22 protein-coding genes and 1 pseudogene are annotated in these 25,263 nt (G+C 68.5%); 7 read left to right on the top strand and 16 right to left on the bottom strand.

Translation table 11 applies throughout. From position 1 onward, the window contains the following. Nucleotides 1–498: 498 nt before the first annotated feature. Nucleotides 499–1,581 (top strand): IS110 family RNA-guided transposase, encoded by a 1,083-nt coding sequence (locus PSU4_RS18620; RefSeq protein WP_246115203.1) that lies wholly within the window; start codon nucleotides 499–501, stop codon nucleotides 1,579–1,581. A 533-nt stretch (nucleotides 1,582–2,114) separates the two neighbouring features. Here PSU4_RS18620 and PSU4_RS31900 read toward each other — a convergent pair. Further along, complete coding sequence (locus tag PSU4_RS31900; RefSeq protein ID WP_222596316.1) at nucleotides 2,115–2,816, bottom strand: transposase; 702 nt, start codon at nucleotides 2,814–2,816, stop codon at nucleotides 2,115–2,117. A gap of 170 nt (nucleotides 2,817–2,986) precedes the next feature. After that, nucleotides 2,987–3,352, bottom strand: a pseudogene (locus PSU4_RS32475) (IS110 family transposase); the annotation flags it as partial. Nucleotides 3,353–3,375: 23 nt separating this feature from the next. Between PSU4_RS32475 and PSU4_RS32825 the strand changes: the two are divergent. The 3 genes from PSU4_RS32825 to PSU4_RS18635 all read left to right on the top strand — a co-directional run bounded on the left by PSU4_RS32825 (nucleotide 3,376) and on the right by PSU4_RS18635 (nucleotide 5,280). Beyond that, the gene (locus tag PSU4_RS32825; protein WP_281290704.1) at nucleotides 3,376–3,504 is read left to right on the top strand and encodes a hypothetical protein; all 129 of its coding nucleotides are present in this window, start codon (nucleotides 3,376–3,378) and stop codon (nucleotides 3,502–3,504) included. 91 nt (nucleotides 3,505–3,595) lie between these two features. Continuing rightward, nucleotides 3,596–3,859 carry a hypothetical protein gene (locus tag PSU4_RS18630; RefSeq protein WP_147110029.1) on the top strand — a complete coding sequence of 88 codons (264 nt, stop codon included), beginning with the start codon at nucleotides 3,596–3,598 and terminating at the stop codon, nucleotides 3,857–3,859. Nucleotides 3,860–4,170: 311 nt separating this feature from the next. Further along, nucleotides 4,171–5,280 carry a NaeI family type II restriction endonuclease gene (locus tag PSU4_RS18635; protein ID WP_222596317.1) on the top strand — a complete coding sequence of 370 codons (1,110 nt, stop codon included), beginning with the start codon at nucleotides 4,171–4,173 and terminating at the stop codon, nucleotides 5,278–5,280. A 216-nt stretch (nucleotides 5,281–5,496) separates the two neighbouring features. Here PSU4_RS18635 and PSU4_RS18640 read toward each other — a convergent pair whose 3' ends face one another. The 4 genes from PSU4_RS18640 to PSU4_RS18655 form a co-directional block, all read right to left on the bottom strand. After that, a complete protein-coding gene (locus PSU4_RS18640; protein WP_147110031.1) occupies nucleotides 5,497–6,438 on the bottom strand; it encodes an HNH endonuclease in 942 nt (313 codons plus the stop codon). A gap of 182 nt (nucleotides 6,439–6,620) precedes the next feature. After that, nucleotides 6,621–9,572 (bottom strand): Z1 domain-containing protein, encoded by a 2,952-nt coding sequence (locus tag PSU4_RS18645; RefSeq protein ID WP_222596318.1) that lies wholly within the window; start codon nucleotides 9,570–9,572, stop codon nucleotides 6,621–6,623. Between the two features lie 65 nt (nucleotides 9,573–9,637). Continuing rightward, entirely contained in the window at nucleotides 9,638–11,281 is a 1,644-nt protein-coding gene (locus tag PSU4_RS18650; RefSeq protein WP_222596319.1) for an ATP-binding protein, read from the bottom strand. Between the two features lie 49 nt (nucleotides 11,282–11,330). Next, nucleotides 11,331–12,431: a DNA cytosine methyltransferase gene (locus PSU4_RS18655; RefSeq protein ID WP_246115204.1), complete on the bottom strand. Its 1,101-nt coding sequence runs from the start codon at nucleotides 12,429–12,431 to the stop codon at nucleotides 11,331–11,333. 91 nt (nucleotides 12,432–12,522) lie between these two features. On the opposite strand from PSU4_RS18655, the gene PSU4_RS18660 reads away from it, so the two are divergent. Beyond that, complete coding sequence (locus PSU4_RS18660) at nucleotides 12,523–13,002, top strand: very short patch repair endonuclease (RefSeq protein ID WP_307724794.1); 480 nt, start codon at nucleotides 12,523–12,525, stop codon at nucleotides 13,000–13,002. A gap of 150 nt (nucleotides 13,003–13,152) precedes the next feature. Here PSU4_RS18660 and PSU4_RS18665 read toward each other — a convergent pair whose 3' ends face one another. The 6 genes from PSU4_RS18665 to PSU4_RS18685 all read right to left on the bottom strand — a co-directional run bounded on the left by PSU4_RS18665 (nucleotide 13,153) and on the right by PSU4_RS18685 (nucleotide 19,738). Next, on the bottom strand, nucleotides 13,153–13,875 hold the full coding sequence (locus tag PSU4_RS18665; protein WP_147110036.1) for a hypothetical protein: 723 nt from the start codon (nucleotides 13,873–13,875) through the stop codon (nucleotides 13,153–13,155). Between the two features lie 900 nt (nucleotides 13,876–14,775). Next, the gene (locus PSU4_RS32910; RefSeq protein WP_307724795.1) at nucleotides 14,776–15,957 is read right to left on the bottom strand and encodes an Rv2175c family DNA-binding protein; all 1,182 of its coding nucleotides are present in this window, start codon (nucleotides 15,955–15,957) and stop codon (nucleotides 14,776–14,778) included. A gap of 146 nt (nucleotides 15,958–16,103) precedes the next feature. After that, nucleotides 16,104–16,382, bottom strand: a complete 279-nt coding sequence (locus tag PSU4_RS18675; RefSeq protein WP_147110038.1) for a hypothetical protein — start codon at nucleotides 16,380–16,382, stop codon at nucleotides 16,104–16,106. Nucleotides 16,383–17,468: 1,086 nt separating this feature from the next. After that, nucleotides 17,469–18,434, bottom strand: coding sequence for a DUF4268 domain-containing protein (locus PSU4_RS18680; protein WP_222596320.1), 966 nt, complete (start codon nucleotides 18,432–18,434; stop codon nucleotides 17,469–17,471). Between the two features lie 454 nt (nucleotides 18,435–18,888). Beyond that, complete coding sequence (locus PSU4_RS31425) at nucleotides 18,889–19,038, bottom strand: hypothetical protein (RefSeq protein WP_186817045.1); 150 nt, start codon at nucleotides 19,036–19,038, stop codon at nucleotides 18,889–18,891. A 262-nt stretch (nucleotides 19,039–19,300) separates the two neighbouring features. After that, complete coding sequence (locus tag PSU4_RS18685) at nucleotides 19,301–19,738, bottom strand: ester cyclase (protein ID WP_147110042.1); 438 nt, start codon at nucleotides 19,736–19,738, stop codon at nucleotides 19,301–19,303. A gap of 89 nt (nucleotides 19,739–19,827) precedes the next feature. Here PSU4_RS18685 and PSU4_RS18690 point away from each other — a divergent pair, with 89 nt between their 5' ends. Together PSU4_RS18690 and PSU4_RS18695 are read left to right on the top strand one after the other, a co-directional pair. Next, nucleotides 19,828–20,859, top strand: a complete 1,032-nt coding sequence (locus PSU4_RS18690; RefSeq protein ID WP_147110044.1) for a helix-turn-helix transcriptional regulator — start codon at nucleotides 19,828–19,830, stop codon at nucleotides 20,857–20,859. Nucleotides 20,860–21,140: 281 nt separating this feature from the next. Beyond that, a complete protein-coding gene (locus tag PSU4_RS18695; RefSeq protein WP_147110046.1) occupies nucleotides 21,141–21,635 on the top strand; it encodes a DUF1059 domain-containing protein in 495 nt (164 codons plus the stop codon). Between the two features lie 165 nt (nucleotides 21,636–21,800). Here PSU4_RS18695 and catC read toward each other — a convergent pair whose 3' ends face one another. The 4 genes from catC to PSU4_RS18715 all read right to left on the bottom strand — a co-directional run bounded on the left by catC (nucleotide 21,801) and on the right by PSU4_RS18715 (nucleotide 25,258). Next, complete coding sequence (gene catC / locus PSU4_RS18700; protein ID WP_147110048.1) at nucleotides 21,801–22,076, bottom strand: muconolactone Delta-isomerase; 276 nt, start codon at nucleotides 22,074–22,076, stop codon at nucleotides 21,801–21,803. 115 nt (nucleotides 22,077–22,191) lie between these two features. After that, nucleotides 22,192–23,040, bottom strand: a complete 849-nt coding sequence (gene catA, locus PSU4_RS18705) for a catechol 1,2-dioxygenase (RefSeq protein WP_147110050.1) — start codon at nucleotides 23,038–23,040, stop codon at nucleotides 22,192–22,194. A 37-nt stretch (nucleotides 23,041–23,077) separates the two neighbouring features. Continuing rightward, nucleotides 23,078–24,181, bottom strand: a complete 1,104-nt coding sequence (locus PSU4_RS18710; protein ID WP_147110052.1) for a mandelate racemase/muconate lactonizing enzyme family protein — start codon at nucleotides 24,179–24,181, stop codon at nucleotides 23,078–23,080. Nucleotides 24,182–24,205: 24 nt separating this feature from the next. Then, nucleotides 24,206–25,258: an NADH:ubiquinone reductase (Na(+)-transporting) subunit F gene (locus tag PSU4_RS18715; RefSeq protein ID WP_147110054.1), complete on the bottom strand. Its 1,053-nt coding sequence runs from the start codon at nucleotides 25,256–25,258 to the stop codon at nucleotides 24,206–24,208. Between the last annotated feature and the right edge of the window lie 5 nt (nucleotides 25,259–25,263).

Consider the following 25,263-nt stretch of genomic DNA (forward strand, 5'->3'; position numbering starts at 1 on the left):
CATCCGATGACCGCAGCCATCGCCACGACGCGCAGCACCCACCGGCGCCCGCCCCCGACCTGATCGTTGTCTCGCATCGCTTCCACCCTTCCGACGCCCCAGAGCAGGACGTATCGGGCGGACCTTGACAGGACCGGACACCCACGCGGGGCGAGACCAGAGATGCCGTCACGTCTGCAAGCAGGTGGCAGGGACGGGGTGCGCTCAAGGCCGCGGCCGAGAACAGATGGTGGACCGCCTGCGGCGGGGCCTGTCGGCCCTTGGCTTAGACGGTATGAGCAGTGGGTTTCCTCCGCGGCGTGATCGTGGTCGTCGCTCGTCGCGGGTCAAGGTCGTTCGTCCTCGCTGCGCTGCGGGCGCTCCACCTTGACCTGCTCCTCGTCGACGACCTCTTGGCCTGGTGCGGAGGAAGGGCCAGAACCGAGGCGGGCGGGCGGGGTGGCCGGGGGGAGTAGGCCTGCGCTGGTAGCCGTCGGTGTGGACCTGGGGAGGTTGGCCGTGGTGATCGACGTGCGGACGAGCGTGGGCCTGGACGTGCATGCCCGGTCGGTGGTGGCGTGCGGGCTCGACGGGCAGACCGGGCAGCTGTTCGAGCAGCGCCTGGTCCCGGACCCGGCGACGGTGATCGACTGGGTCCGGGCCCTACCGGGGCCGGCGGCGGTGACCTATGAGGCCGGCCCGACCGGGTTCGGCCTCGCGCGGGCGCTCACCGAGGTCGGGATCCGCTGTCTGGTCGCGGCGCCGTCGAAGCTGCAGCGCCCGACGGGGGATCGGGTCAAGACCGATGTGCGCGACGCGAGGCATCTGGCCCGGCTGCTGCACCTGTCGGAGATCGTCGAGGTCGCGGTGCCGAGCCGGGAGTTGGAGGCGTGCCGGGACCTGACCCGCTCCCGGGAGGCGGCGCGGCGGGAGTTGATGGCTGCGCGGAACCGGATGATGAAGTTGTTGCTGCGCCACGGGATCGTCTGCTCCGGCGGCACTGCCTGGACCGCCCGTCACGAGGAGTGGCTGCGCCGGCAGCGGTTGCCGATGCTGCACTCGCAGATGGCGTTCGAGTCCGCCTACGGCGCCGTGGTTTCCGCGCGGGGACGTCGGGATCGTCTCGACGAGGCCATCGAGGCGATGGTCGCGGACTGCGACCTCACGCCGGTGGTGCGCCGGCTGGGCTGTCTGCGGGGGATCTCGACGTTGACCGGGTTCGCGCTGGCTGTGGAGATCGGGGACTGGCACCGGCTGTCGGGCCGCACGATCGGCTCGTTCCTCGGGTTGGTGCCCTCGGAGTTCTCCAGCGGCGCAACGAAGTCGCGGGGCGCGATCACCAAGACCGGCAACGGTCACGCCCGACGGCTGTTGATCGAGGCCGCGTGGCATCACCGTCGTCCTTATCGGACCTCGGCGGCGCTGGCCCGGCGGTGGGAGCTCGCGTCGCCGGCGGCGCGGGGACGGGCCGAGCAGGGCAACCGGCGCCTGCACGCCCGCTGGGCGGGGTTCGACGCCCGTCGCAAGCGGGCGGTCGTCGCTAATACCGCGATCGCCCGCGAGTTGGCCGGCTGGTGCTGGTCGCTGGCCGTGCTCGAGTAGTCCGGTCCGCCTGTGAGCGTCCGGGGTTCACTGGTTTGGGGTGGTGGCAGCGCCTGGGAGCGGATGCACGACCGCGTTATGAGCAGCCGCTGCGGATCCGGTCCGTGACGGTGACGCTCGTGCTTAGAGCAGTGACATCGCTCCAGCCGAACCAGCCGTCCTGCGGTGCCCAACCCGCGAATATCAGACTGATGATGCGCGTCGAAGTGACACGCTCACCGCTCTGACCAGTGCGAACTCTGGACTCCCTGCGGAGCAGCGCCCGTTGTCAGTCGACGGTGACGGGCGCTGCTCCGCCCTGCCTCTTGACAGGAGCGGTCTCCATATCAGCACGGCCGCACTCACCGTCAAGGGCGCTGCGCGTCGCTACGCGACGGACTTCGTCCGCCCTCGACAACCCCATGTCAACCTCGGGGTGGGTCGTTCCCGTCGCTGGAGTGTCCTACCGTCCTCGGCGGTGTCCAGGCCGGTGCCCTTCGGGTGGCCTTCGGCCAGCCTGGACACCGCCTGCGGGCGGCTGGAGCGGGCTGCGATCAGGAAGCGACGCCGGTGCTGGTCTCGTGCCGGTTCGGGTGCGCGTCAACGGGTTCGCCGGTATCGGGCGGACTGAGTCGTGCTGTTCTGGTGGCGACGACGGCGGCGTGGTGTGCGGGGTCGTATGGGGTGTGGTCGGTCCAGCAGCGCCAGATGATCCGTAGCCAGGCGCGGGCGAGGATGCGGACGGCGTGGGCGTGGTTGTGCCCGCGGCCCCGTGCTCGGGCGTAGACGTCCTGGGCCCAGGGGTGCGCGGCGCGGCTGGCGTCGGCGAAGTCGACGATGGCATGGCGTAGCCGGTGGTTGCAGCCGCGGCGGAACGCGACGTAGTGCGCGCGCCCGGACGCCCGGGTGGAGGGGGAGATGCCGGCTGCGGCGGCGAGGGCGTTGTCGGTGGGGTAGCGGCCGCGGGCGTCGCCGATCTCGGCGAGCATGGTCGCGGCGCGCACCGTTCCGGAGCGGGGCAGGCTGGTGAACACCGCGGCGTCGGCGTGCGCGGCCAGGGCCTGCTCGATGTGGGACTCGATCACGGTGATCCGTTCACGCAGGTTGGTGAGCAGCGCGACGAGCTCCAGCGTGATGGCCTGGGCCGCGTCGGTGGTGGGGCCGTCGGGATGCCCGGCCGGGGCCTGGGTGAGGTGGTCGAACAGCTGTCCGGCGGTGCGGGTGGTCGGGCGGGTGTAGTGCGCTGCTTCAGCCACGCGGTGAGGCGTTTCTCGGAGAGCCAGCGGGCGTGGCGTGGGGTGGGGAAGCGGGTCAGGAATGCCAGGGAGATCTTGCCGTCGAGCTGGTGGAACAGCCCGACCGCGCCGGGGTGAGCGAGCTGCAGGTGCGCGCGGAGCTGGTTGTGCGCGGCGACGCGGGCCTTGACCAGGTCGGCGCGGGCGCGCACCAGCATCCGCAGCCCGACGGTCGCGTCGGTGTCGACGGTGAGCGGGGTGAGGCGGCGGCGGTCGGTGCGCAGGACGTCGGCGAGGAGGTAGGCGTCGAAGCGGTCGTCCTTGTTGCGAGCCGCGCTGTAGCGGCTTCGTAGGGCGGTGACCTGTTGCGGGACGATCAGGAACACGGTGAGGCCGGCCTCGAGTAGCGAGGCGACGACCGGGCCGTCGCCGCGTTCGATCGCGACACCTGCGACGTGGTGTTGATGTAGCAGTGTGACCAGTTTGCGCAGGCCGGCGGCGGTGTGGCGGACGGTGATGCGTTCGAGTGCGGTGCCGGTGTCGTCGATGATGCAGATGGGCCGGGGGTGCGACGCCGGCGGTGCTGCGGATCGTGACCGGCCCGGTCACATGGGAGATCACCGACGCGACCGCCTATACCGCGATGCTGCGGGCGTGGCGTCAGGCAGCCCGGCTGCTGGGGGACAACCCGACCGAGGACGACGAGTAGCGGGCCGGTTGTGGACAACCCGGCGCGGTCGACGATGCGACCGCGCCGGGTTCGTCATCATGCCCGGATGAACACTGCCACCAGGTGGACGTTGGGTGTGCTGCACCGGGGAGCCGAGAACACGGTTGCGCTGGATGACGGGATCGAGCCGAGCCGCGGGGAGGCGATCGATGCGGCGTCCGGCGCTCTCGTCGTGGCCGCGTCCGAGCGCGGCCGTCACGAGTATCGGCTCACCGTGGCCGACACACAGATCATCGTGGTTCCCGGACTGACCGAGCAGGGCGAGGTCGACCGCCTCGATCTGCACGACGCCACACGACCGGTCTGCAGCCATGACCTCACCGCCGGCGGCTAGCGACGGCCCACACAACGCGACGCGGCGGGGTAGTTCTCCCGGCCCGCGATCTCTCGGTCTGGCCACGGTCGGTCACCGGAGCACGCTGACGCCCTACGTGGCCGTCCGCCAACGACACACCCGCGCCCGAGGGTTGGTCGTGGGGTCGATCGTGGCGGGCTTGGCGGTCGCCGGCACGCTCACCTGTCATGCCGAGAAGATCCTCCTCGCAGGCTGGGCCAGACCTGTTCGGGGGCGCCAGCGAGGGTTCCGCCACGTCAGGTTCGAGGTCGATCGAGTCGTTCCACCGGTCGCCCGCGCAGCTCCGACGGATGCGTAATAAATTCGTCGACTTCCCCGCTCCGACCGAGCACATGTCCAGCCATCGGCAGCTTCCATCGCTCGGAGACCGCGACGAGGCGTCCGAGGCGGTGCGGTTCCTGGCCGCGTGGTTCGAACGGCAGCCGGATGCGAAGGAACGTTTCCAGTGGGCGCTACGAGACTCACTCGACGAGTTGATGGACGGGCAGCGGACCGGTCGCTGGTGTTATCAGCAGCTGACCAAGACTGAGAAGACTCATCTCGGGACCGTGGTCGAGGTCAATCTCACCAAGGAGTTCGAACTCGCAGACGGCGTCGATCTCGACTGGAATATCAGCGGGATCGATCTCGACTGCAAGTTCTCCAAGTCGTTGGGTGGCTGGGAGATCCCGATGGAGATGTACCTCTGTCCCGCGCATGATGAACGTTCCGGGAAAGCGGACCATCCGGCTCTTCTCGTCTGGCTTTGTGACGACCACAATCTCTGGGGCGCCGGAATCATCCAAATCACCGACGACCGTCTCGGCTGGACGAAGGACAAGAACACCGGGTTGCTGCGCCGTCGCTACAACCGAGACAATAAGCGGACGCTGTCGGTCGAAGCCAGGGATCAGATCTGTTGGCTGTGGGATCGCCCTGACCATGCACTACCGGAGAACACGCTGCGCCACCTCGACGACGGGGTGCGTGCGAATATCTTCGCCGATAGGCGATCAGGGCAGAAACGCACCAATGAACTCTTCTCGCGGGTGCGGAATGTAATCATTCGCCGCGCGACGGTACTGACCGTGGCGAAGCAGGACGACGCCCCCAAACGGGCCCGCGACGCCCGTCTCCAGCTCCGAGGCCAGGGGATCATCGTCCTCGGCCACCAGGGCGTCCACCCCAAGGTCGCGGCGCTGCTGGGACTCGAAATTCCGACCAAAGGCGAGTGGATCTCAGTTCGGCTGGCGCCGGTCGAGGTCGAGGACCAGCGCCCGAAGTTCTGGCACAGTGGTAGATGGTGGGCGAAGGCTGATCCCGCTGAGCCGGAGACGCCGGCCCCCGACATCGCCGACATCGCCCGACCCGGCAGACACTTCGAGGTTCCACTCGGCCCTGATGAAATGGCCGAACTCTGAGCAGATCGGATAGAGCTGAGCCTCTGGGTCGGAAGCAGTAGCCCGAAACCCTCCTCAGCGGTCGTCGAACGAGGTCGGGTTCCGACTGTGATTCCTGGGTGAAGAGCCCGACGTTCAGCGCCCATCGAAGCCATCGAACTCGGCGGCCGCGCGGGGTGAGGTCCGCGTGGCTCCACCGCAGCCCCGGCGTCAGGTGGGAGTGTCCGAACTGGCTGGTCACCAGCCCGTTCGAGCCAGGGCGAAATGAGCTGTCAGGTGGTTGGGGTGCGGACGAAGATCGGCACGCACCTGCAGCGGGAGACCGTCGAGCCCCGCGACGTCGGTGAAGGCGAGTAGGGCGGGCGAGACTCGAATGCACCACTGGCCGGGGTCCACCGCGATCAGCCACCGGTCGAACAGGCTGTGCAGGTCGCGTCGCAGTAGTAGGCCGGCGCTTGTGTCATGCTCGGGTGTTTCCGAGTAGCGGTAGAGGTGTGCGGCGTCGAGCGCTGCCGGGTGTTGTGGCCCGGTGAAAGCGCACACCGCTCCGAACTTCCGCAGGAGCTGCTCGCGGAAGCTCTGCTGGCCGATTCGGTACCGGCCCACCCGCTCTGCGAAGCCGCCGGGCATGCACGGACGAACCCGGCCGTCGGGTGCCCAGAATGCGCTGCCCCGAATCGTGGTCTCGGCGAGGAGCGGGCGGAGGCGGTCCATATCGAGTTCACGGATCGCGTGTTGCACCGCGCGCCCGAGATACGCCGGATCGATGTCCGCGACAGTGACGACGCCGTCGACCGGTGTGAAGGTTCGTGCGTAGTTGGCGCGGAACTGCTGGACGTCGATGAGCTCGGCCACAGGCTCGTCGAACTCGGCGCCGCAGGGGCTGCACTTGAACACCGGCCTGAGGTTCCGTCTCTGCTTGAAGCCCGTCCGTCCGCACTCAGGGCACCGGCGGCGGGTCTTCTGCGTCGCCGAGACGTCGACCGCGTCGATCCACCCCACGCCGAGCACGAGCTTGCCGTCGCGCAGCACAGCCAGATCGCCTCTGGCGACTCTCCCGTGGTTCGCGACCGTGCTGTCGAAGACGTAATGACTGTCGAGCCGGTCGGCGTAGCCCTCGTTGCCGACGTACTGGCGAGCCGATTCCTCGAGCGTGAGGAAGCTCCAGGCGGCGCCCATGCGATCTCCCTCGTCAGTGCAGTGATTGGGTCATGGAGGTTGTGGGTATTTGCCCGGCCGCGTCCAACGCGACGCATCAGCCGCCGGCGACAGTCGCGGCACGCGGCGACCGCCCCGCCATGTCGAGCTCGGCCGTCGCCGCGGACAAGTCCTCGGGATGCGACAGCCGCACATGCCGGGGTCTATGCCTTGCTGACCGTGGCTTCGTCTGCGTGATCCTTGCTCTCGACGGTCCACTGGATGACGTCGCGTCTCCGTGGGGTGGCCGAGGACGGGGTGGCGAACGAGAGCAGCGGGACCAGGCTCTCCGCGGTGAGCGGGCCGACCTTGTGACCTAGGTTGTCCTCGGCGCGGTCGTCGGCGAGGTAGACGAGCAATACGCCACGTCCTGGTGCACCGTCGAGCTCGGCTACGTCCCTTCCGTGCGCGATGGGTAGCAGCGCGGTCGCGTGCTTGCGGTCGGAGCCGACGAAGTCGAGCCGGTCCGCGCGCCGCCGGCGAGTCACGACGGGCGAGGCACCCAGCCCGGGCACCTCGAGGGTGTCGCCTGCCTTGGCTGGCTGGTGCCAGGCGATGACCCATTCGGTGATGCGTGCGTCTGCGGTCGCGGTGGCCAGGAAGTTCTTGAGCGGTGTGACGACGTCTCGGTAGTCGGGATGCCAGGCGTAGCTGGAGATGAGGCGGAGGAACTCCGCACCGGGCACGAGGCCGACTTTGAACTGCTCGGTGCCGGATCGGCCGTCGTCGAGTGTGTACCCGAGCTTGAGGTGGCGGGTGGCGTGCTGGAGCAGCGGGACGGCGACGTCGGTCAGGTTGCGGACGTTCGCCGAGGCGCCGCGGTCGGGCACGCCGTACCGGTCCTGGAACCGCCCACCCGTCGCCTTCGAGGTGATCTTCGCGTTCCACATCTTGTTGCGGGCGGTGGGGCGAAGCCACGGAAGGTGCTGCGACACGAGCAGCGGGAGTTGGCGTGGTTCGAGCAGTGGCATCCCGGCCTCGTCGAAGCCGTGGTACTGCCGGACCTCGTCTCGGAACGCCTCCTCGTCGAGTAGCAGCGCCTCGAACGCGTCGTGGAGGTCTACGACCTCGTCACGCCGAATGTAGAGCCGGACGAGGTCCTGGTAGCCGGGGCGGAAGCCGAACCAGCGTCCGGCCTGCATCAACGTGTCGGCCTGGCCGGGTTTGCGGCGGAAGTAGGAGGTCGTGAGTCCCTCGACGGTGAATCCTCGGCTGAGCTGGGTGCCGCCGATGAGGATGCGCCAGACCTGGTCGGTCTCGAAGTCGAGCTTCTTCTGCTGGGCCTTGACCTGGGCGTCGGAGTTGACGATCAGGATCGGGTCGCCGTCGACGGTGATCTGCGCCAGCGCCGTCCCGATGAACGGGGCGAGCTCGGCGAAGCTCTTCGGGATCGCCGAAAGCCCGGCCCGGGCCCGCATGACCGGGAGCAAGTCCGCGTCGAAGAGGCGCTCGAGGCGACGCATTCCTCCCTCGGTCGAGGTGAACCGCGAGCGGTTCCAGATGGCCCGGACATCCTCTGCGGTGTCTCCGTGATCGGCCCGCCTGACGGACTCGTGGACCAACATCGTGTGGTGATGGAACGGTTTCGCGCCGCGGGCCTCCCGGAACTTCTTGACCGCGCCAGCGAGTACCCAAGCGTCGAGGGCCTCCTGGAGCTCGTCGTCTCGTCGGGCCGGGTCGGTGTCGCGGTCGCCGGCGAGGGCTCGCACATGTGCGAGTTCGTTGGAGGTGCTGACGTCCCGGGGTTCGCCGGCCGCGAACTTGTCGAGATCGTGGAACTCTCGGACGCCCATGTAGCCGGGAGGGCGGTGAAGGGCCAGGACGAAGTCGCCCGGGAACAGGTCACGCTCGTCGTCGGGGTCGATGAGGACGTTCGCGAACGGGGTGGCGGTGTAGCCGACGTACTGCGCACGAGGACAGACCTGCAACAGCTCGGTGATGAGCCTGTTGATCGTCTTCCGCTCACGATCCTTGGCCGAGTCCCCCTTCCACCGTGCCGGGTTGGTCGTGTCGACTGACGCCAGATCCGACTCGTCGTCGATGATCAACACCGGAAGTTGTGCGAGGTCGCCCTTGTGCGGCTTCAGGTCCGCGAGCAGCTTCTCCAGGGGAGCACGGTTTTTCTTGATGACCGCGACGTAGGCGTCGGAGTTGAACAGGTTGACCGGGTCGTTCAGCGCTGCCCGTTTGTCGGTCTTGAAGAAGCGCAGCTTGGTCAGGCCCTGGGGCAGACGCTTGTAATCGCTTCGATGTGTGGTGACGCGGTCGATGTGGACGACGCCGGGTTGGTCAAGGGCTGCTCCGTGGCGGACGAACTCGTCCGCCAGCCACTTGTCGTCCTGCTGGTAGTCGAGTTCCTTGGCGACCTTCGGGTCGTCGGGGTCCTGTCCGCGCAGGATGTTTTCGCGGCCGATCAGCTCCATGTCCATCCGGCGCTGGGTCTGGGCACGCAGGATCTCGATGGTCCCGGTCAGAACGACGACGAGTCGGAAGCCGGCGTCGACCGCCTTGGCGGCGACGCCGGTGAAGTTCGCGGTCTTGCCGCTCTGGACGTAGCCGACGACGAGGCCCTTGGTCTGCTTGACATCGGCACGGGTGGGGTCGCTGAGACGCTCGACGACCTCTGTCGTCGTCTGGTCGAGCGAGGCGATGGACGAGGCCGACCACCGCTTCACATCGCGCAGGTACGACTCGTAGTCGACCCAGTACACGTTCGACCGAGTCGAACGCGCGGTCGCGTACCAGGGCTGGAAGACCCTCGAGATGACCGTGGCCGGCGAGTCGAAGACGGGGAAATGCTTACCGAACATCGCAGCCAGCTCAGGTGACAGCGCGAGGGCCTCGTAGACCTGCGAGCGGCGGTCCTCGGACTGCGGGGCGCTCGCCCAGTCCGGGCTGCCGTCCGCGTCCCATTTGGCGAGCGTGAGCCGAGTCTGCGTATGCGCGGGGTCGTCGTCGGCGGCGCGCTCGATGAACTCGCCCAATGCCGCCGCGTCTACGACGGTTCCCGACAGCATGCCGAGCAGCGGCAGGAGCGGTGTCGGACGTTGCTGGGCCAGTGCGAGGAACGCGTTCCGCAACGCGTCACCCCAGAGCGGCCGCTCGTATCCGGTCACTCATCGCTCCTTGCTCTTGGCGATCGTTCGCTACTGGTCGGCGGGCCGCTCACGGGCCCGATGGGCTATCCGCCTCGGTTGATCGTCTCGGTCAGGACCGCGGCTCCGAGCACGCTCTTCCACAGGGCCAGGTCGTCCTTCTTGCTGGAACCGAGCGCCTGGCCTTCGAACAGCTCGTGGGTGAGCAGGTACATGAGCGCCTTCAAGAACGGGGCATCATTGAGGCTGCCCCCGCCTGGGGCGAACAGGTGGCGATACCGGGTGTTCAACAGCAGCGTCTTCGTACGCAGGTTCACATCGAAGAACTCCCCGACCGGCAATCGTCGCCAGAGCACGTTGACCGGATCACCGCTGATGAACGTGAGTTCGCTGCCGATGCGGCGCCGCAGTTCCGGTGCGAATCCTCGCTCGGGGCGAATCGCCGGCTTCCGGCGTCGTTTCCGCTTGTTGGCGGTGGTGAAGATGGACTCGGCGTCCTCGAGGTACTGAGCGAACGTCGTGCCGTCGTCCGCGGTCGCGGCGCCGAGCGCGTCGTGGAACGTCGGCTCGAACTTCAGGCCACTCTTCTCGGGGTTCATCGTGAGCAACTTCCCGATCGAGTCGTCGTCGACGACGACTCGAGCGAGCTGGCGCGCCGGTGCGGGGTTGGCGGTGTCCGCCCAGCCGCCGACCTGCAGTAGCCGGTCGTTGCGGTAGATGTAGAAGCCCTGGAGCTGCCCGCCGGGCTTGTCCCCGATCCGGAACCCGGTCTTGTCGGTCTTGGCTGGCCAGATGTGGCAGGTCAGCTTGATCTTCGTGTGTGCGCTCTGCGTGAAGAGTGCCTTCGGGTAGTCGGGGTGACCGGACCGTGCGTAGCTGAACGGGTCGATGGGGAGAACGGGCACCCCGGGACTCGTCGAGCCTGCGGCAACGTCGTCGACGACTATGTCGATCTGCAGGCGGCCCGCCGCGAGGAGCCGGTGGAACGTCACGCCGAGGTGCGCCCGGAGCGCGGACTCCCGAAGGGCCAACCACTCGCGCGCCTCCTCCGCATTCCGACCGCGGTAGGCGTTCCTGATCTCTGACCACACGACGGTGGTTCCCTGGACGCCGCCCACGACCTTGCGTCTCGCGGTCGCTTGGCGTGCGGCGACGGTCTTCGCCAGCACCTCGCAGGTGAAGTCCTTCGAGAAGTCCGCTCGGCGGATCCGGCGACCGACCGGCTCTGCCGCCTGCTGCCTCGACCAGACGGTGAGGACGTCGCAGTGCCCGAAAGACGCCGCCTTGAGGCCCATCCCGAAGTGCCCGAGGTCCGCCTCGTCGTACTCGCGCTGGTGGCCGATGGTCATCGCGGCGTTGACCGTCTCGGAGTTCATCCCACCGCCGTCGTCGACAACCTCGACCTGCACCAGCCGGTCGAGGTCGGTCAGCAGGCGGATGGACACGCGCGTCGCGTCGGCGTCGACGCTGTTGTCGACGAGGTCGGCGATCGCGGACTCGAGGGTGTGGTTCGCGCCAAGGCTCCGCACCAGACCTGCGTCCGGGGCGAGGACGATGCGATCGACGACGTCACTCGCGGCCATATCTCGCGCCTCCGTTCCAGCGGCTACGCAGGGCGAGTGCGGGGGCCAGCTTGAGCATCGTGGGCATAAAGGATATCGGACGATGAGGCTCGGACTGTGCGGTAGGAAACGAATCACGCTGAGTCGTCGTGAGGCCGGAGGGCTCATCAGAACCCACCGCATCTGGAGGCGCGGGCTCCCGGGACCGCCGCGTTGCTCAGCCCAGGTGCTTGCGGATGTGTCCCGCGATGGCTGCTGCCAGTCCGACGGGGACTGCGTTGCCGATCTGCTTGGCTATCTGGATCTTGGAGCCGCACCAGGCGAAGGTGTCGGGGAACTCCTGCAGCAGGGCGGCCTCGAGGTGGGTGATGACCCGGTTCACCCGCCGCCGAGGATTGTCAGTCTCCCATTGGGGGTGGAGGTACTGGCCCTTCTCGGGCTTGAAGAACTCAGTGCGGATGGTCAAGGAGGGATGGTCCCATCGCATGCGGCCCATGACGTCGGTGGTGCCGGTCTTCTTCTCCCGCCAGCACCGCGGCAACAGCTCGTCGGGCAGGTCGAACCGGCCACCACCGGGTGGGATGCAGTCGTAGCGCAGCAGCGAGGTCTCACGGGGATTGCGCCCGAAGTGCAGGTCCAACCACTTAAACTCGCCAGGCACGACTCGGCCGAAGTACTCGGTCTTGGTGTCGGGGAGCTCGGTGGTGTCGGGGCGCTCGGGCAGCGCGCTGATCGCATCGCGGACGGTGCGCCACGGCTTCTTCTTGTCGAGGGTCGGAAGCTTGGAGTGCGTGGCCTCGGGGTGCGGGATCTTCCCGATGCGCGACCCGATCACGATGGTCCGGGTTCGACGCTGGGGGACGCCGTAGTCGGCCGCGAGCAGCAGCCCGTGGGTGAGCTCGTAATCCTTGATCATGCCGTGGTCGGCTTCGTCGCGCAGGAGCTGGAACTCGGCGCTTTTGTGGAACCGATCGACGTTCTCGATCACGAAGACCTGCGGGCGGGCGACCTGGACGAAGCGCAGGTACTGCTTCCACAGCTGGTTGCGGGGGTCGTCGACGTCCTTGCTGCCGAGGTTGGAGAAGCCCTGGCAGGGTGGGCCGCCGATGACGACGTCGGCTTCGGGGATCGCGTCGTCGGAGACCTCGGCGATGTCGCCCCAGTAGGTGTGGTCCTCGCCGTAGTTCGCGGCGTAGGTGGCGGCGGCGTGCAGGTCGTGCTCGACGGCGAGGACGGGTTCGAAGCCGTGGCGGGTGAACCCCGTCGTCATCCCGCCGCACCCGGCGAACAAGTCGACGAGGGTCGGGTTCTGGGCCACGTAGGTGATGTTATGCGCGAGCTCTGACGATTCCGCGGCGGCACGCCAGGCAGCGCGCCCGTTGCGCCGGCCGGCCCTAGACTCGCCGTTCGTGGACGCGGAGCGGTCGTGGGCGTCCTCGCCGGGTGTGCGGGCGAGCATGCGCTCGAACAAGGGGCGGGATACCCGTCCGGAGTTGGCGCTGCGGTCGGCGGTGCACGCGTTGGGGCTGCGCTACCGCGTCGGGGCTCGCCCGCTGCCGCGGCTGCGCCGCACCGCGGATCTGGTGTTCACCCGGGCCCGGGTGGCGGTCTTCCTCGACGGCTGCTTCTGGCACGGCTGCCCCGAACACCACACCGTTGCGGTGACGAACTCGGGGTTCTGGGCGGAGAAGGTCGCGACGAACCGTCGGCGTGACCGTGACACCGACGAACGGCTCCGCGAGGCGGGTTGGGTGGTGCTGCGGGTGTGGGAGCACGAGGACCCGGTCGAGGCCGCCCGTCGGGTCGAAGCGGTTTTCCGTGAACGCCGCGCCGGAGAGCGGGGTGCGCACCTCGACGACGCCAACCCCATGCGGGTGCGCGCGACCTGAACGCTCGCAACTCGAGGACGACGAGGTCCTCCGGGACCTGTTGTCGACGCGGTGCGACGGCCTGCGAGCCGTCATGTTGACGGCCAAGCTCGGAATTGCGAACGCGCTAGCAGAAGTCCCTGAGGTGCGCGGGTGCCCCCACCCAAAGACCTAAGGCGTCTCGGGCGGATCCGGATCGAGACGATGGTGGGTCCGAGTCCCGCCGACGTCTTCGATGAACTCCCCGACGTACTGCTCGGCCGATTCGATTGCCCACCGCGCGCAGCCTGCCGACAGTGCGACGTGGGGGAACCACGATGCTGGAACACCCTCGAAGATCCGGTTGTCGGAGTACCGCGTTCGCAGCGTCTCCAGGGACTTCTTCGGCGCGGGGGCGCCGCCGACCAGAGTCTTCGGCTTGAAGTGGACGAGCCAGTTCCTAAGCTCGATCAGCAGCTTTACGTCCTCATTCGGCCGGCGGCCGTCGTCGCCAGCGGCCCCCGTGGCGAAGATTCGGGCCATCCGGTACTTGGTCAAGACCGACGCGGTTTCGTGGTGCGCCTTCCAGTAGCCCGTCATGGACGCCACGGTCCGCTCGGACAGCCCGTTATGCGCTCCGTCTGCAATCTCGGGATCGGCAGCGTCGGCGTAGATCTCATTGATGTAGGCCTCGAGGAAGCCGTGGGCTGCGGCGATCGCCGCGTCGACGTATGCCCACTGCTGCCAGTACGGGCGCGCCTCGCCGATATGGTCGGCCTCGAAGTCGGCAGCGAGCCGAGCGAAGTGGTGCGCAGCCCAACGGTGCTGCGTCGAGTTGTACGACCTGACGCCGGCTATCCCCCCGGCCACGACTGTGCCGAGCGCAGCTCCCGCCTTAGCGTGCACGTGGGTCACGCGGCATAACCTTTCCACAAGTCCGAGCAACGGGCCTGACCTTGCCGCGGCGTGGCCCGCGCCGGACGCAATCGAACCGAGTGACCGGTCAGCCACGCGCCCGCCGCGGCACTCCCGTGCTGCGCGGCAAATGTCGAGCAGCTCCCCGATCCGGGTTCCTCCGCACGACCGCGATCCAGAAGGGCTCCGCCGGGCACGCGAAGATGGAGGCGGCGTTTCGCGTTGCAAGCATCCCGCGACACGTTGGCCGGCATTTCGATCAGCTACCGCCCGGCGTCTGCTCGGCGATCGTCGGGGGGTGTCGGCGGATGCTGGTTTGGTCGGTTCCGTTCAAGCCCCGGCGAGGTCCCTGGGGTCACGCGCGCTCCGCTCGTTGGACGAGTCGTGAGCGACCACCCCGATCCGGCGCCGCCGGTCCCGGCGGTAACCACCCGATCACGCTGGATGCTCGCCCGCCGGCCTGAGCGAGGAACGGGTCGCCTGCTACATCGCGGCCCAACGACTTCATCTCGACGGCGAGCCGGTCACCCGCCTCGACTCGCCCGCCCCGCCGGGAAGCCGGATCGTCGTCATCGGCTCCTGAACCGGCCCTAGCGAACCGGCGTTGACACGATGCCGTCAACGGATCCCGACGCTGGCGCCCCGCAGCCGAGATGCCGGGCCGCGAGCGGAGCGGTCCGGGACGTGCTCGTCGACGCCCGGCCCGGCTCGTCGGCTCGGCTCGCGTTGGCTGCCCGCGTCAGAAGTCACGTCGTTGGTGAGACCGAACGGCGGTGCTGGGATGGCGTCATTGCTGTGGCATCATCGCCAGCGGCCGCGTAGGTGGTCAGCGCACCAAACTGCGGGCGGCCTCATCGCCGAGCAGGGGTTTGCCGGTAGATGATCGTGTGACGTCGCGAGTTAGCTCACCATGTCTTGGACGCGTCGTCTGATCTCTTTGAGTCGGCCCGCCCGGAGAGCGTCAATCGGAGTTCCTGGTATCGAATCGTTGTTGGTGAATAGCCATCGCAAGATTTCGTCGTCGCTGTAGCCTCCGTCTCGAAGCAGTACGACAACTCCAGCGAGGCCCAGTACGACTCCATTGCCTTGGATGAAGGCTGCTGGAACTTGGAGTAATCCGTCTCGTCGAACGCCAAGCAGCCAGCCATCTCTGACTAGCTGGAGCACTCCACTGCGTGAAATGGCTAAGGCTGCTGCCACCTGGTCCAACGACAGAGTTGCTGTTCTGGCGAAGTCAACATCAGTCTCAGTAGGTCGTCGCGATATGTCGCCGCTGCCTGCCGGAACGAGGCTGCCGCCGCGCTGACGATCGCTGAGCTGCCTAGGGGTCCCTGGACTCTCGAGTTGGGTGTTCTCGCCTATTAGGCGCCACCATTCGTGCGCCAGGAGTGGGTCTTCGCGTATGAATGACTTTCGGATCCAGTGTGGGTCTTTCTGGGAGCGCCGGATGGCGTCTTCGGAAAGTGTGAGATCGAATCGGAGGCGACCAACATTCAAGTGCCGAAGAAGCAACTGACCTGAAGGAGGGTCGCCTATGAGGTACTTCAGCGCGCCGAACATCGCGGACACGCCTGCAGGTCCGTCCAGGAGGATGACAACTAAAACGGTCCGGGCTTCCGTGTCAGGCACATAGTTTGTCCCAATTTCCTTAGCGCCGGAGATGGATAGGAGATCGTGGATAATGGACCGAGCAAATTCCTCAAGAAGACTAGTTGGTTGGCGGCGTGTTGTTCGCTTCGGAAGGGCATGCTTAGGTTCTTGCGACCCGGCCCGTGAGTAGGTCTCGACGTCGGGATCCTTTGGCGTTAGGTCAAGTTGGGCTGGCGGCGTCTCATTCCACTGGCCGTGGATATCGTCAGACCAAAAAGCGGGGTCAGTGCGTCCAATGATGTCTGAGAATTGCTGAGGCCTTGTTCGTGAGGCATCAGGAAAAGTCTCAGATCTGAAGACTGGGTCGGTGCGCGCCATTACACCTGCAAGCGCGCTGACCTTCGATGGCTGGGCGCCCGCCTCCGTACACGCGAATGCGGAGTCAGCGCGTCCAACGATGGCAAGAAGACGGTGCCACCAGCTCGTGGCCATCTCTATTCACCGCCCCTCGTTGGTCTCGCTCTCGGTCGGGCCCGGCGATGGCTCTGCCTCACCCTTCGCTGGCCCGTCCTCGGTCGCGTCGCCCGCTCCATTATCCACCGGCGGGGGAGACAGGGCACCAGTTCGAGCAGCTCGCTCTACGATGGCCATCGCGCCAAGTCCGAGTCCAGCTGCGACGTATGGGTGCTCACCTGTCCGGATGCACCGAAGACGGCGCCGACGCCAGCCGCTAGGCCCAACCGGGCGAGGGTGGCGGTCACGTACAACGCAGGGGTGCCCTGGTTGGGGTCACGCTTCTTGGTCCGTGCCTTATTCCAGGGCCAGGCCTTGCGAGAGTGGATCGACTTGTAGAAGTCGTAGATCTCGGTGAGGCCGCCGCCTGCGAGCGCCCAGAGCAGCGACTGCCACCACGACACACGCGGACTCTACCGGTGAGGCCGGTCACTGGAGTGACTGGTTGAAGCGATGGGTCTGGGGTGGCGCGTGGCTCGGGTGGCTGAGCTGCGGGATGGTGCGCAGGGGTCTCGGCGCGGGCGGCTCGGGTTGTCGAGGTGATCTGTAGGTCGTTGGTGAGGTCGCGCAAGATGGCCAACCATGCCCATGCCGGGTCGTGGGCGGGGTCGGCTCCTTCGGCTTTGAGGTTCTCCCAGACTCGGTCGACCGCCGCGTACACGGTGTGCCGGGTGCGGACCTGGGTGGCGAGGGCGTCGCTGTCGAGGAGGGCGAGCCAGTTGGCGTCCACAGCCGCGAGTAGCTCGGCGAGCGAGCTCGCGGCGCGGTGGGACCTCACCAGCCGGGCCTGCTGCGCATTCACTCCGATAGTGTCCGCGATCACGCCCGAGTCTGGAGGCTATTCAGGCCGATCCGGGTCCGATCGTTGCGCGTGTGAACACGGCCAACACGTGGTCGTACGAGCGGGACGAGCGGAAGGCGACGAAAAGGGGTCCATGACAGCCTGGACACTTGGCCGGTGGGGGCGATTCGCCGGCAGTCGACCTGGTGGGCTGGGGCGTGGGTCAGCCGATGCCGACGAATCGGCATCCCGGGTTGGGCGGGGGTGGCGGCCTTCGGCGCCGCACTCGGCGCCGCGGGGCGCAGTGGATGCGGCATTTCCACGAGCGGTGCCCGGAGTGGCCGGTCGCGCCGCGCGGTATCCAGGTACCGAGCCAGCTTGGCGGGCCCGGCGGAGGGGTGTCCGCGCAGGCATCGGCCGGGGTGACGGTGCGCCGCCGCCCGTGCGGGGTCGCCACCAGCTGGCCGCCACGTTCGGCCGGTCTCGCTGCGGGGAGCGTCGCCGATGCGGGCGCAGGTCAGGACATGGACAAAGCCGCCGGACGGTGGCCTCGGCACCGGCGGTGTCCCCGATCATCTGCCGGATGGACTCGCAGCGGGTCGTGGGTGCAGCGTGAACTCGACTTCGGGTTCCGGGCGGGCACGACACCAGCCAGCGGCGCGCAATGCTCTGTCGTACCGCTTCGGCCTCGGCGCGGGCAGGGCGGCGGTCAGCTGACGCCGCCGACCACCGCTAGGGCGCTGCGTAGGGCGTTCTGCTTCTGGATCAGCCACTCGATCATTTGCGGCCATGTGTTCTTATCGGTGAGGTCGGTGAACTCGGAGGGGATGACGATCCGGGCTGCCTTCCGGCCGTCCATCTCGTCCCAGACTGGCGTCTCGCCGAGGGCGGCCTCGAAGATCTCGCGTTGGGCGTACAGCACGTCGAATCGCGTCGAGTTCAGGTCGGCGTCTGCAGACTCGAAGTAGATCTGGATGACGAGCCCGGCGCGCGTCCAGGCCATGGAGATGACTGCACCGCTGGTCCCGGTGGCGGTGTTGACCCATGACGTACCGCTCGTGCGGGCCCGGGTCCAGTCGGGATGCTCGGCGCGAACGCGATCAAGGACCAACTCCCAGAACTCTCGGTACTGCGCCTCGCGTGCCGACGTCGGGCCGCTGGCGGTGGACGTGGCCTTCTTGACTTGTTTCTCCCAATCGTTCGGCTGCGCCACCAGCTCGAAGTTCGGGGCGGGTTCGGATGTCCCGATCCGGACGACTCGGATGACCACGCCAAACACGCGGGTGTTGTCGTCGGTGCGCTGGTTGAGCCAGTCGATCGCGGCCCGGTGTTCGAGGCGGAAGCCGGTGGTGATCCACACGATGGTGGTCGGGTTCGTGCCGGCCGCGTAAGTGATGATCTGGCCGAGGTGGTTGTGGTCGGACTGCGCCAACTGGTTCTCGACGATGACCGTCTCGCCGGTGAGCTCGTCGTAGCCCTTCAGATCAAGGCTGAAATCTCCGACCGGGTGCTCGGCGACCTCCAGTACGAGGTCCATGCCCAGCAGGTCGCTGAGGACATCGACGTTCTGCAGGAGCCATGGAGTGAAGTCGAACGCCTCGTGCGGCCACACCTCACGGGCGGGCACGACGGCGAGGCGACCGAGCGCGGTGAGCCCGCGACCTTGATGAGACACCGCGCAAACGTATCGGCTGGGTCTGGCGCCCGAGCACCGGTTCGGCTCGCCCATGTGAATCGCCCGCAACGCGAGGTGGGGTTCGTAATGCTGGACGATGGCGCGCTTGCTCCGACGGGGGGCTATGCCCGACGCCGTCGAGGTAGCGTCAGGTAGTCAATACAGCCATGATCGTCGCGCTCCGACCCCGATCTGACGGCCCGGTTCGAGCCTGGGCTGACCGCCGCAGCTGGACGCTGCGGCGCGAATGTCAACGAACGGCCTAAACGTCCACATTGGACTCAATGACTGCGAGAATGACTGCGAGTTTCGATCGGCTGGGTGCAGACAAGGCAGCATGGACACGGCTGAGGTCACTCTGACCTGCGAAATGCTCGCAGCAAGGTGCGACGCCGCCATCTTTTAATCCGCGGGTTCGGGGTTCGATCCCCCGGGGGCCCACCACATTCGCAGGTCAGCGACTCGGCCCGGTCTCGTCTTCAAGATCACGGGACACTTTTGGGACGGTTTTCGTCTCCGCACCGTTCTCGACGAGCAGATTTTCCAGCGCGTCGGCGGTCTGCCGATCGGTGAGCCGGCGGCCGAGGTAGCGGTCCTGGGTCATGCTCACCTTGGAGTGCCCGAGCTGGTCGCTGAGGCGCCGCGTCGAGGCAAGGTCGAGAACGGAACCTGGACGGAGTGGCTGCCGTCGAGCAAGGAGCTGGCTCGCGCCCTACGTCGCCGCCTGCCGCGGCGACCTGGACCGGGCCGTCGACCTGTACCGCTGGAACGCCGCTGTCGCTCCACGAAAGCCGCCTCGCGATGCTCCTCTCGGACCGGCAGTGGGCGGGCCCGCGAAAATTCGCGCAATCCGCAGAACCCTGAGATCAGTCGCCGCCGGCCCAGGGTGTGGTGAGTTGGGTGTGCAGGCCCGCCTCGTCGAGCCGGCCCCAGCGCTCGACGATCCGGTCGCCTGCGATGCGGAAGATCTGGACGCCGCGCAGGGTGAGGGTCCGGCCGGTGCCGGGCTGTCCGAAGAGTTCGCCGACGTGGGTTCCCCGGGCGTGGAAGTGCTCGACGACCAGGTCGTCCTCGGCGACGAGGTGTTCGACCTCGGTGCGCCAGTCGGGGAGGGCGGTCCGGAACCTCTCGGCGGCTCCGCGCATGCCGGCCGCGCCGTCGGGGGAGCCCGGGAACGGCGGGTCGTGGTTGACGAAGTCCGCGGCGAGGTAGCGGTCGACGGCGGTCAGGTCACCCTTGCCGAACAGGTCCTGGATGAAGTCGGCGACGAGGTTCTTGTTGCGGGTCAGTTGGTCGTTGGTCATGGCCTCAGCCTGGTCTGCTGCTGGTCCGGACCACCATCCCAACAAGGTGGGGTTCCCGACGTGGCCGCCGGCGGCGACACTGTCGTCTCATGACGACGGTGTCCGATGCGGAACGTGTGGTGCTGCGCGCCTGTCGTGTCGGGCCCGACGTCGGGGAGCTCCAGCGGAGCGTGCTCGCGGCGCTGCGCCGGGTGGTGACGGTCGACGCGGCGTTCGTCACCGCGGCCGATCCGGAGACGTTGCTGTTCACCGGGGTGCACGTCGAGGAGCCGTTGGCCGCGGTGACCGCGCAGTTCTTGGCCAACGAGTTCGGCGGCGGGGGCGTCAACACGTTCGCGGGGCTGGTCGGCTCGGCCGGTCACGTGTGCTCGCTGGACGAGGCGACTGGCGGTGATCGGATGGCCAGCCCGCGCTATCGCGAGATTCTGCGCCCGATCGGGCTGGGTGACGAGTTGCGTGCCGCGCTTGTCTCGGCCGGGCAGTGCTGGGGTTATCTGTGCCTGCACCGGGCCGACGGTGGTCTGGGTTTCGGCCCGGGCGAGATCGAGGTCGTCCAGCGCGTCGTCCCGCATCTCGCGCACGCCCTGCGCCAGGCCGTCGTGCTGCACGCACCTGCCCCTGAAGTGGTGGGCCGGCCGGGTGTCGTGCTGCTCGACGAACGTCACGAGCTCGTTGCGTGCACCGCCGAGGCCGAGGAGTTGCTCGCCTTGCTGCCCGACCGGTCCTCGCGGCTGCCGCTGCCGGTGAGTGTGTACGCCGTCGCGGCAGCCGTCGACGTACCGGGGCGATCGGCCGGTGTGCGGGTCCGGGCCGGCGACGGCGGCTGGCTGTATCTGCACGCGTCCCGCACAGCCGCGGCCGCGGCACCGATCGCTGTTGTCGTCGAGCGTGCCGAGCCGCGCTCCACTCTCGGGCTGCTGTTGGCCGCCCACGATCTGACGTCGCGCGAGCTCGACGTCGCGCGGCTCGTCCTGCGCGGCGAGTCGACCCGGTCCATCGCGGCCGCGCTCCACATCTCTGCGTACACCGTGCAGGACCACCTGAAGTCGGTGTTCGACAAGGTCGGGGTGCGCAGTCGTCGGGACCTGGTCGGACGCCTTCTGGCGGGACCGCCGGGGTGAAGGCCGCCGGGTGGCTGTCGACGCCGACGTCGACCGCGCCTGGTTGCGCTCACGCCGGCGACGGGCCCGCGGCCGTGCACCGCCTGCCGGCGTCGCGCGCAACCCGTCCGGCCACGACCGACGGCCGACCGTGGGCTGATGGGCCGCGCCCGGGGTCGAGGCGTGGTGCCTCGACCGTTCGGGGAGACCGGATCCGGCTATCGACATCACCCTCGTGGAGGGCTTGGGTCGGTGTCCCGGCGCGGCCGCGCCGGGTGGGCCCGAGTACGGAGGTGGGGTACGTGGCCAGGGTGACTCTCGATTGCCGATCGGTTCCGAGCGAGTCGAACTGCTCGCTGACCATCAGCGGCGAGCCCGATGAGGTGCTGCGGGCGGCGGCCGCCCACGCCGTGGACGTGCACGGTCACGTCGACGACGACGAGTTGCGCGAAGGGCTGCGCACGGCGCTGAGCGAGGCGGCCGCCCTGGATCTGGAGCCGGGGGCGTTCGTCCAGCTCATCGAGTTCAGCACCGACCGGATGGAGGGGTTCCGCGATCTCGAACAGCAGTGGTTGGACGAGATCGGGTCCGACCGGACGGCTGTCTGGGGCGTCGTGGGGGTGGACCGGTCCGAGCCGAGACGCTTCGTCCAGGTCGTGGCGTTCCCGGATGCCGAGCAGGCTGCGGCCAACTCGAAGCATCCGGCGACCGGCCGGATCGCCGAGCAGCTGCGCGCGATGTGCGACGGCGAGCCGGTGTTCCGCGACCTCGACGTGCGCGAGGTGCGGGTGTTCTGACCGGGTGGCAGGGGCCCGCCGCGTCGACGTGCGTGCTCGCGCGGCGGGCCGCCGCGACCGTCGGACGGTGGAGGGAGGTCCGCGGGTGGTCGCGGGGACCGGTACGTCGACTCGACGGGGAGTTGTTCGCGCCGCACCCGAGGTGGTGGTCGGTGCCGCAGCGTGTCACAGCGCGGACGGGTGCGGGCACAGCGCCGTCACCGTGACCGTCATGAAGGGGAACAACGGCAGGTTCCAGAGGACGTCGTGCAGCTCGTCGGTGGAGCCCACGTCGAAGACGCTGACGTTGGAGTACTTGCCGACGACCCGCCAGATGTGGACCCACCGGCCCTGCCGCTGGAGGTCCTGGCAGTACGCCTTCTCGCGCGCGACCAGCTCGGCCCTGGCCCCGGTGTCGAGGTCGCGGGGGATGTCGACGTCCATGGTGACGTGGAAGAGCATGCGGTGGGTCCTCTCGGGTAGTACGTGGCCCACTCCGGCGGCGTCGCGTACCGGACGGGTGCGGCCGCGCGTGCCGATGGGTCCGGCTCCGGACCGCGGAGCCGGACCCGCGGGATCAGGCGCGCTCGAGCACGAAGTCGTACTCGACGGCCCAGCCGTCGGCGGTGGGTGCGGGGTCGAGGATCAGCTCGTCCTTGGTCGCGGTCGCGACGTCGTTGTCGAGCCACTCGCCGCCGGTGAAGTACAGCTGCGTCGTGACCTGGCGGTGCCCGTCCGCGCGCACCATCAGGTGCAGGTGGGCGGGGCGCCATGGGTGCCAGCCGGCGGCCGCGATCAGCGCGCCGGTCGGTCCGTCCGTCGGGATCTGGTACGGGGCGGGCTTGATCGAGGTGATCTCGAACCGGCCCTGATCATCGGTGACGACGACGGCCCGTAGGTTGCCGTCGGGCAGGTGGGGCGCGAAGCCGGAGTAGTAGCCGTCGGCGTCGGCCTGCCAGAAGTCGACCTCCGCACCGGCGAGGGGCGTGCCGTCGAGGTCGCGGACCTGGCCGGTGAACAGGAGCTTCTCGCCCTTCTCGTCCTCGCGCATCGGCAGGGTCGCGGCCGCGGGCAGCCGGGTCTGGGCGGGCAGGTAGTACGGGCCCTCGATGGTGCCGGCGGTGCCCTCCTGGGTCCGGGCGGCGACCTTCTCGATCTCGTGCTCGACGAAGACGTCGAGGAACAGCGGCCATTCGCCGCCCTCGCCCACGTCCATCAGCCAGCGCTTCGCGGCCTGGAACTCGGGATAGGTCACCTCCTCCTCGCGCACGACCTGGTAGATGGCCTCGAGGACGCGGCGGACGACGCGGTCGGTCCGCTCCTGGCTCGCCGCGGCGGCACCACGACGCTCGGAGCTCGCGCGGAACGCCTCGGAGGCGTTGGCGCCCGATCCGGCGGCGGTGGGTGACGGAGTGGTGGTGGTCATGTTGGTCCCTTCGTCGAGACGTCGTTGTTCGTCCGGGTCAGCGGGCGTCGGTCCGGTAGTGGCGGAGCTTGTCGTCGTCGATGTCGATGCCGAGTCCGGGCGCCTGCCGCACCCGGACGGTGCCGTCGCGGATCTCCAGGGGCTCGGTGAGCAGGTCGTCGCTCATGTCGAGGAAGTTCGACAGCTCGCCGGCCCGGCGCGAGGTGCCCTCGAAGGCTGCGCCGAAGGCCAGTGAGCAGAGCGACCCGATCTGGCCGTCGATCTGGTTGCCGAGCACGACCTCGACGCCGAGCCCCTCGCACTGGGCGAGGATGCGGTGCGAGCCGGTGAACCCGGTGCGCGCCGTCTTGATGCTGATGCCGGTGGCGGACCCACCGAGCAGCTCGCGGGTGACGTCGCCGGCGGTCGGGGCGCTCTCGTCGGCGAAGATGGGGACGGGGCTCTGCGTGACGAGCCAGCGACGTCCCAGGACGTCGTCGGCGGGGCACAGCTCCTCGGCGAACTGCAGGTCGAGGTCGGCCAGGGCCCGCAGCGCGCGTGCGGACTCGGTCGGTGTCCAGCCGCGGTTCCCGTCGATGTAGAGCTCGGCGTCCGGCATCGCCTCGCGCAGTGCGCGGCAGGCCGCCACGTCGAGGCCGATGGGGCGGCGCCCGACCTTGACCTTGAACGTGGTGATGCCGTAGCGCTCCTGCATCCGGCCCGCCTCGGCGACCATCTCCGCCGGCTCGGCGAACCCGACCATGTGGGCGACACGCATCCGGTCTCCGTAGCCGCCCAGCAGGTCCGTCACGGGAACGCCGAGTGCCTGGCCGACGACGTCCCACAGCGCCATGTCGATGGCGGCCTTGGCGGTGGGGTTGCCGACGGTCCGGTCCAGCCGGACGCGGACCTGTTCCCGGTCGAGGGGGGACAGGCCGACGATCTGGGGTGCGAAGACGGTCATCACGATCGCGACGATCGACTCCTGTGTCTCGCCGTAGGTGAACGGCCGTGGCGGCGCCTCCGCGGTCCCGACGAGACCGTCGTCGGTGTGGACCCGGACCAGGACGTGCTCGGCGTCCGAGACCGACCCCGACGCGAACCGCAGCGGCTTGCGGTAGGGGATCGCAAAGGGGATCGCCTCGATCTTGCTGATCTTCATGAGGTGCCTTCCTGACCCGGCGGATCAGCGTCGGATGAGTGGGCTCCGGACGACGTTCGAGCCCGCTGCGCGGTCGGCGGAGTCGAAGAAGTCCTCGCGGTAGATGTTGCGGGGGAAGAGCCTCGCCTTCATGAGGGCCTTCATCGTGTCGCCCACGAACGCCGGGCTGCCGCAGATGTAGGCGACGTTGCCCGACGCTCGCGGGTAGTCCTGCGCGAGCATCGCCGGCACCCGCCCCGTCCGGCCCTCGTGCTCCTCCTGGGACAGCGCCGGCCGGTAGGTGAACCAGTCGTGGGTCTCGGCGAACTCCTGCAGCCAGTCGTGCTCGTAGAGATCGGCTGCACCGGGCACCCCGTGGTAGAGGACGACCTCGTGCCCGCTGCCGAGGGTCTCGATGTGCCGGAGCATCGCCTTCATCGGCGCCAGGCCGGTGCCGCCCGCCAGCATGAGGATCGGCTCGTCGCGGGCGGGCCGCAGGAAGAACTGGCCGTAGGGCCCGGATACCGGCACGGTGTCACCGACCGCGAGGTCCTTGAAGATCCAGCCCTCCGTCGCCGCGCCCTCGGGTGAGCGTTTGACGTGCAGCTCGATCGTCGTCGCGTCGGCGGGGGCGACGGCGAGCGAGTACGGCCGGGTCTCGCCGGCCGGGGTGGTGAGCTGCACGTACTGGCCGGGGTTGAACGGGATCGGCCGGTCCAGCTCGAGTCGCAGCCGCCGCACCGTGGGGGCGATGTCCGCGAGCTCGACGACCGTGCCCGTGTAGTCGCGCACCGGGTGGACGTCGACCCCCTCCTCGACGTCGACCTCGCCCTCGATCGTCACGTCGCTGCGTGGCGTGGCGACGCACAGCAACGCCACGCCCTCGTCCCGCTCGCTGTCGAGCAGGGCGTAGGGGGAGGCGTCGCCGAGATCGAGTTCGCCGTCGAGGACCTGCGCCTTGCAGGTGCCGCAGGTGCCGTGCGTGCAGGCGTGCGGCAGCCAAACCCCCTCACGCAGGCAGGCGTCGAGGACGGTCTGGTCCCCGCGGCACTCGATCTCGGCGCCGATGGGCTCGACGGTGACGGTGTAGGTCTCCATGGTGG

This window comes from Pseudonocardia sulfidoxydans NBRC 16205, assembly GCF_007989085.1.
Lineage (GTDB): Bacteria > Actinomycetota > Actinomycetes > Mycobacteriales > Pseudonocardiaceae > Pseudonocardia > Pseudonocardia sulfidoxydans.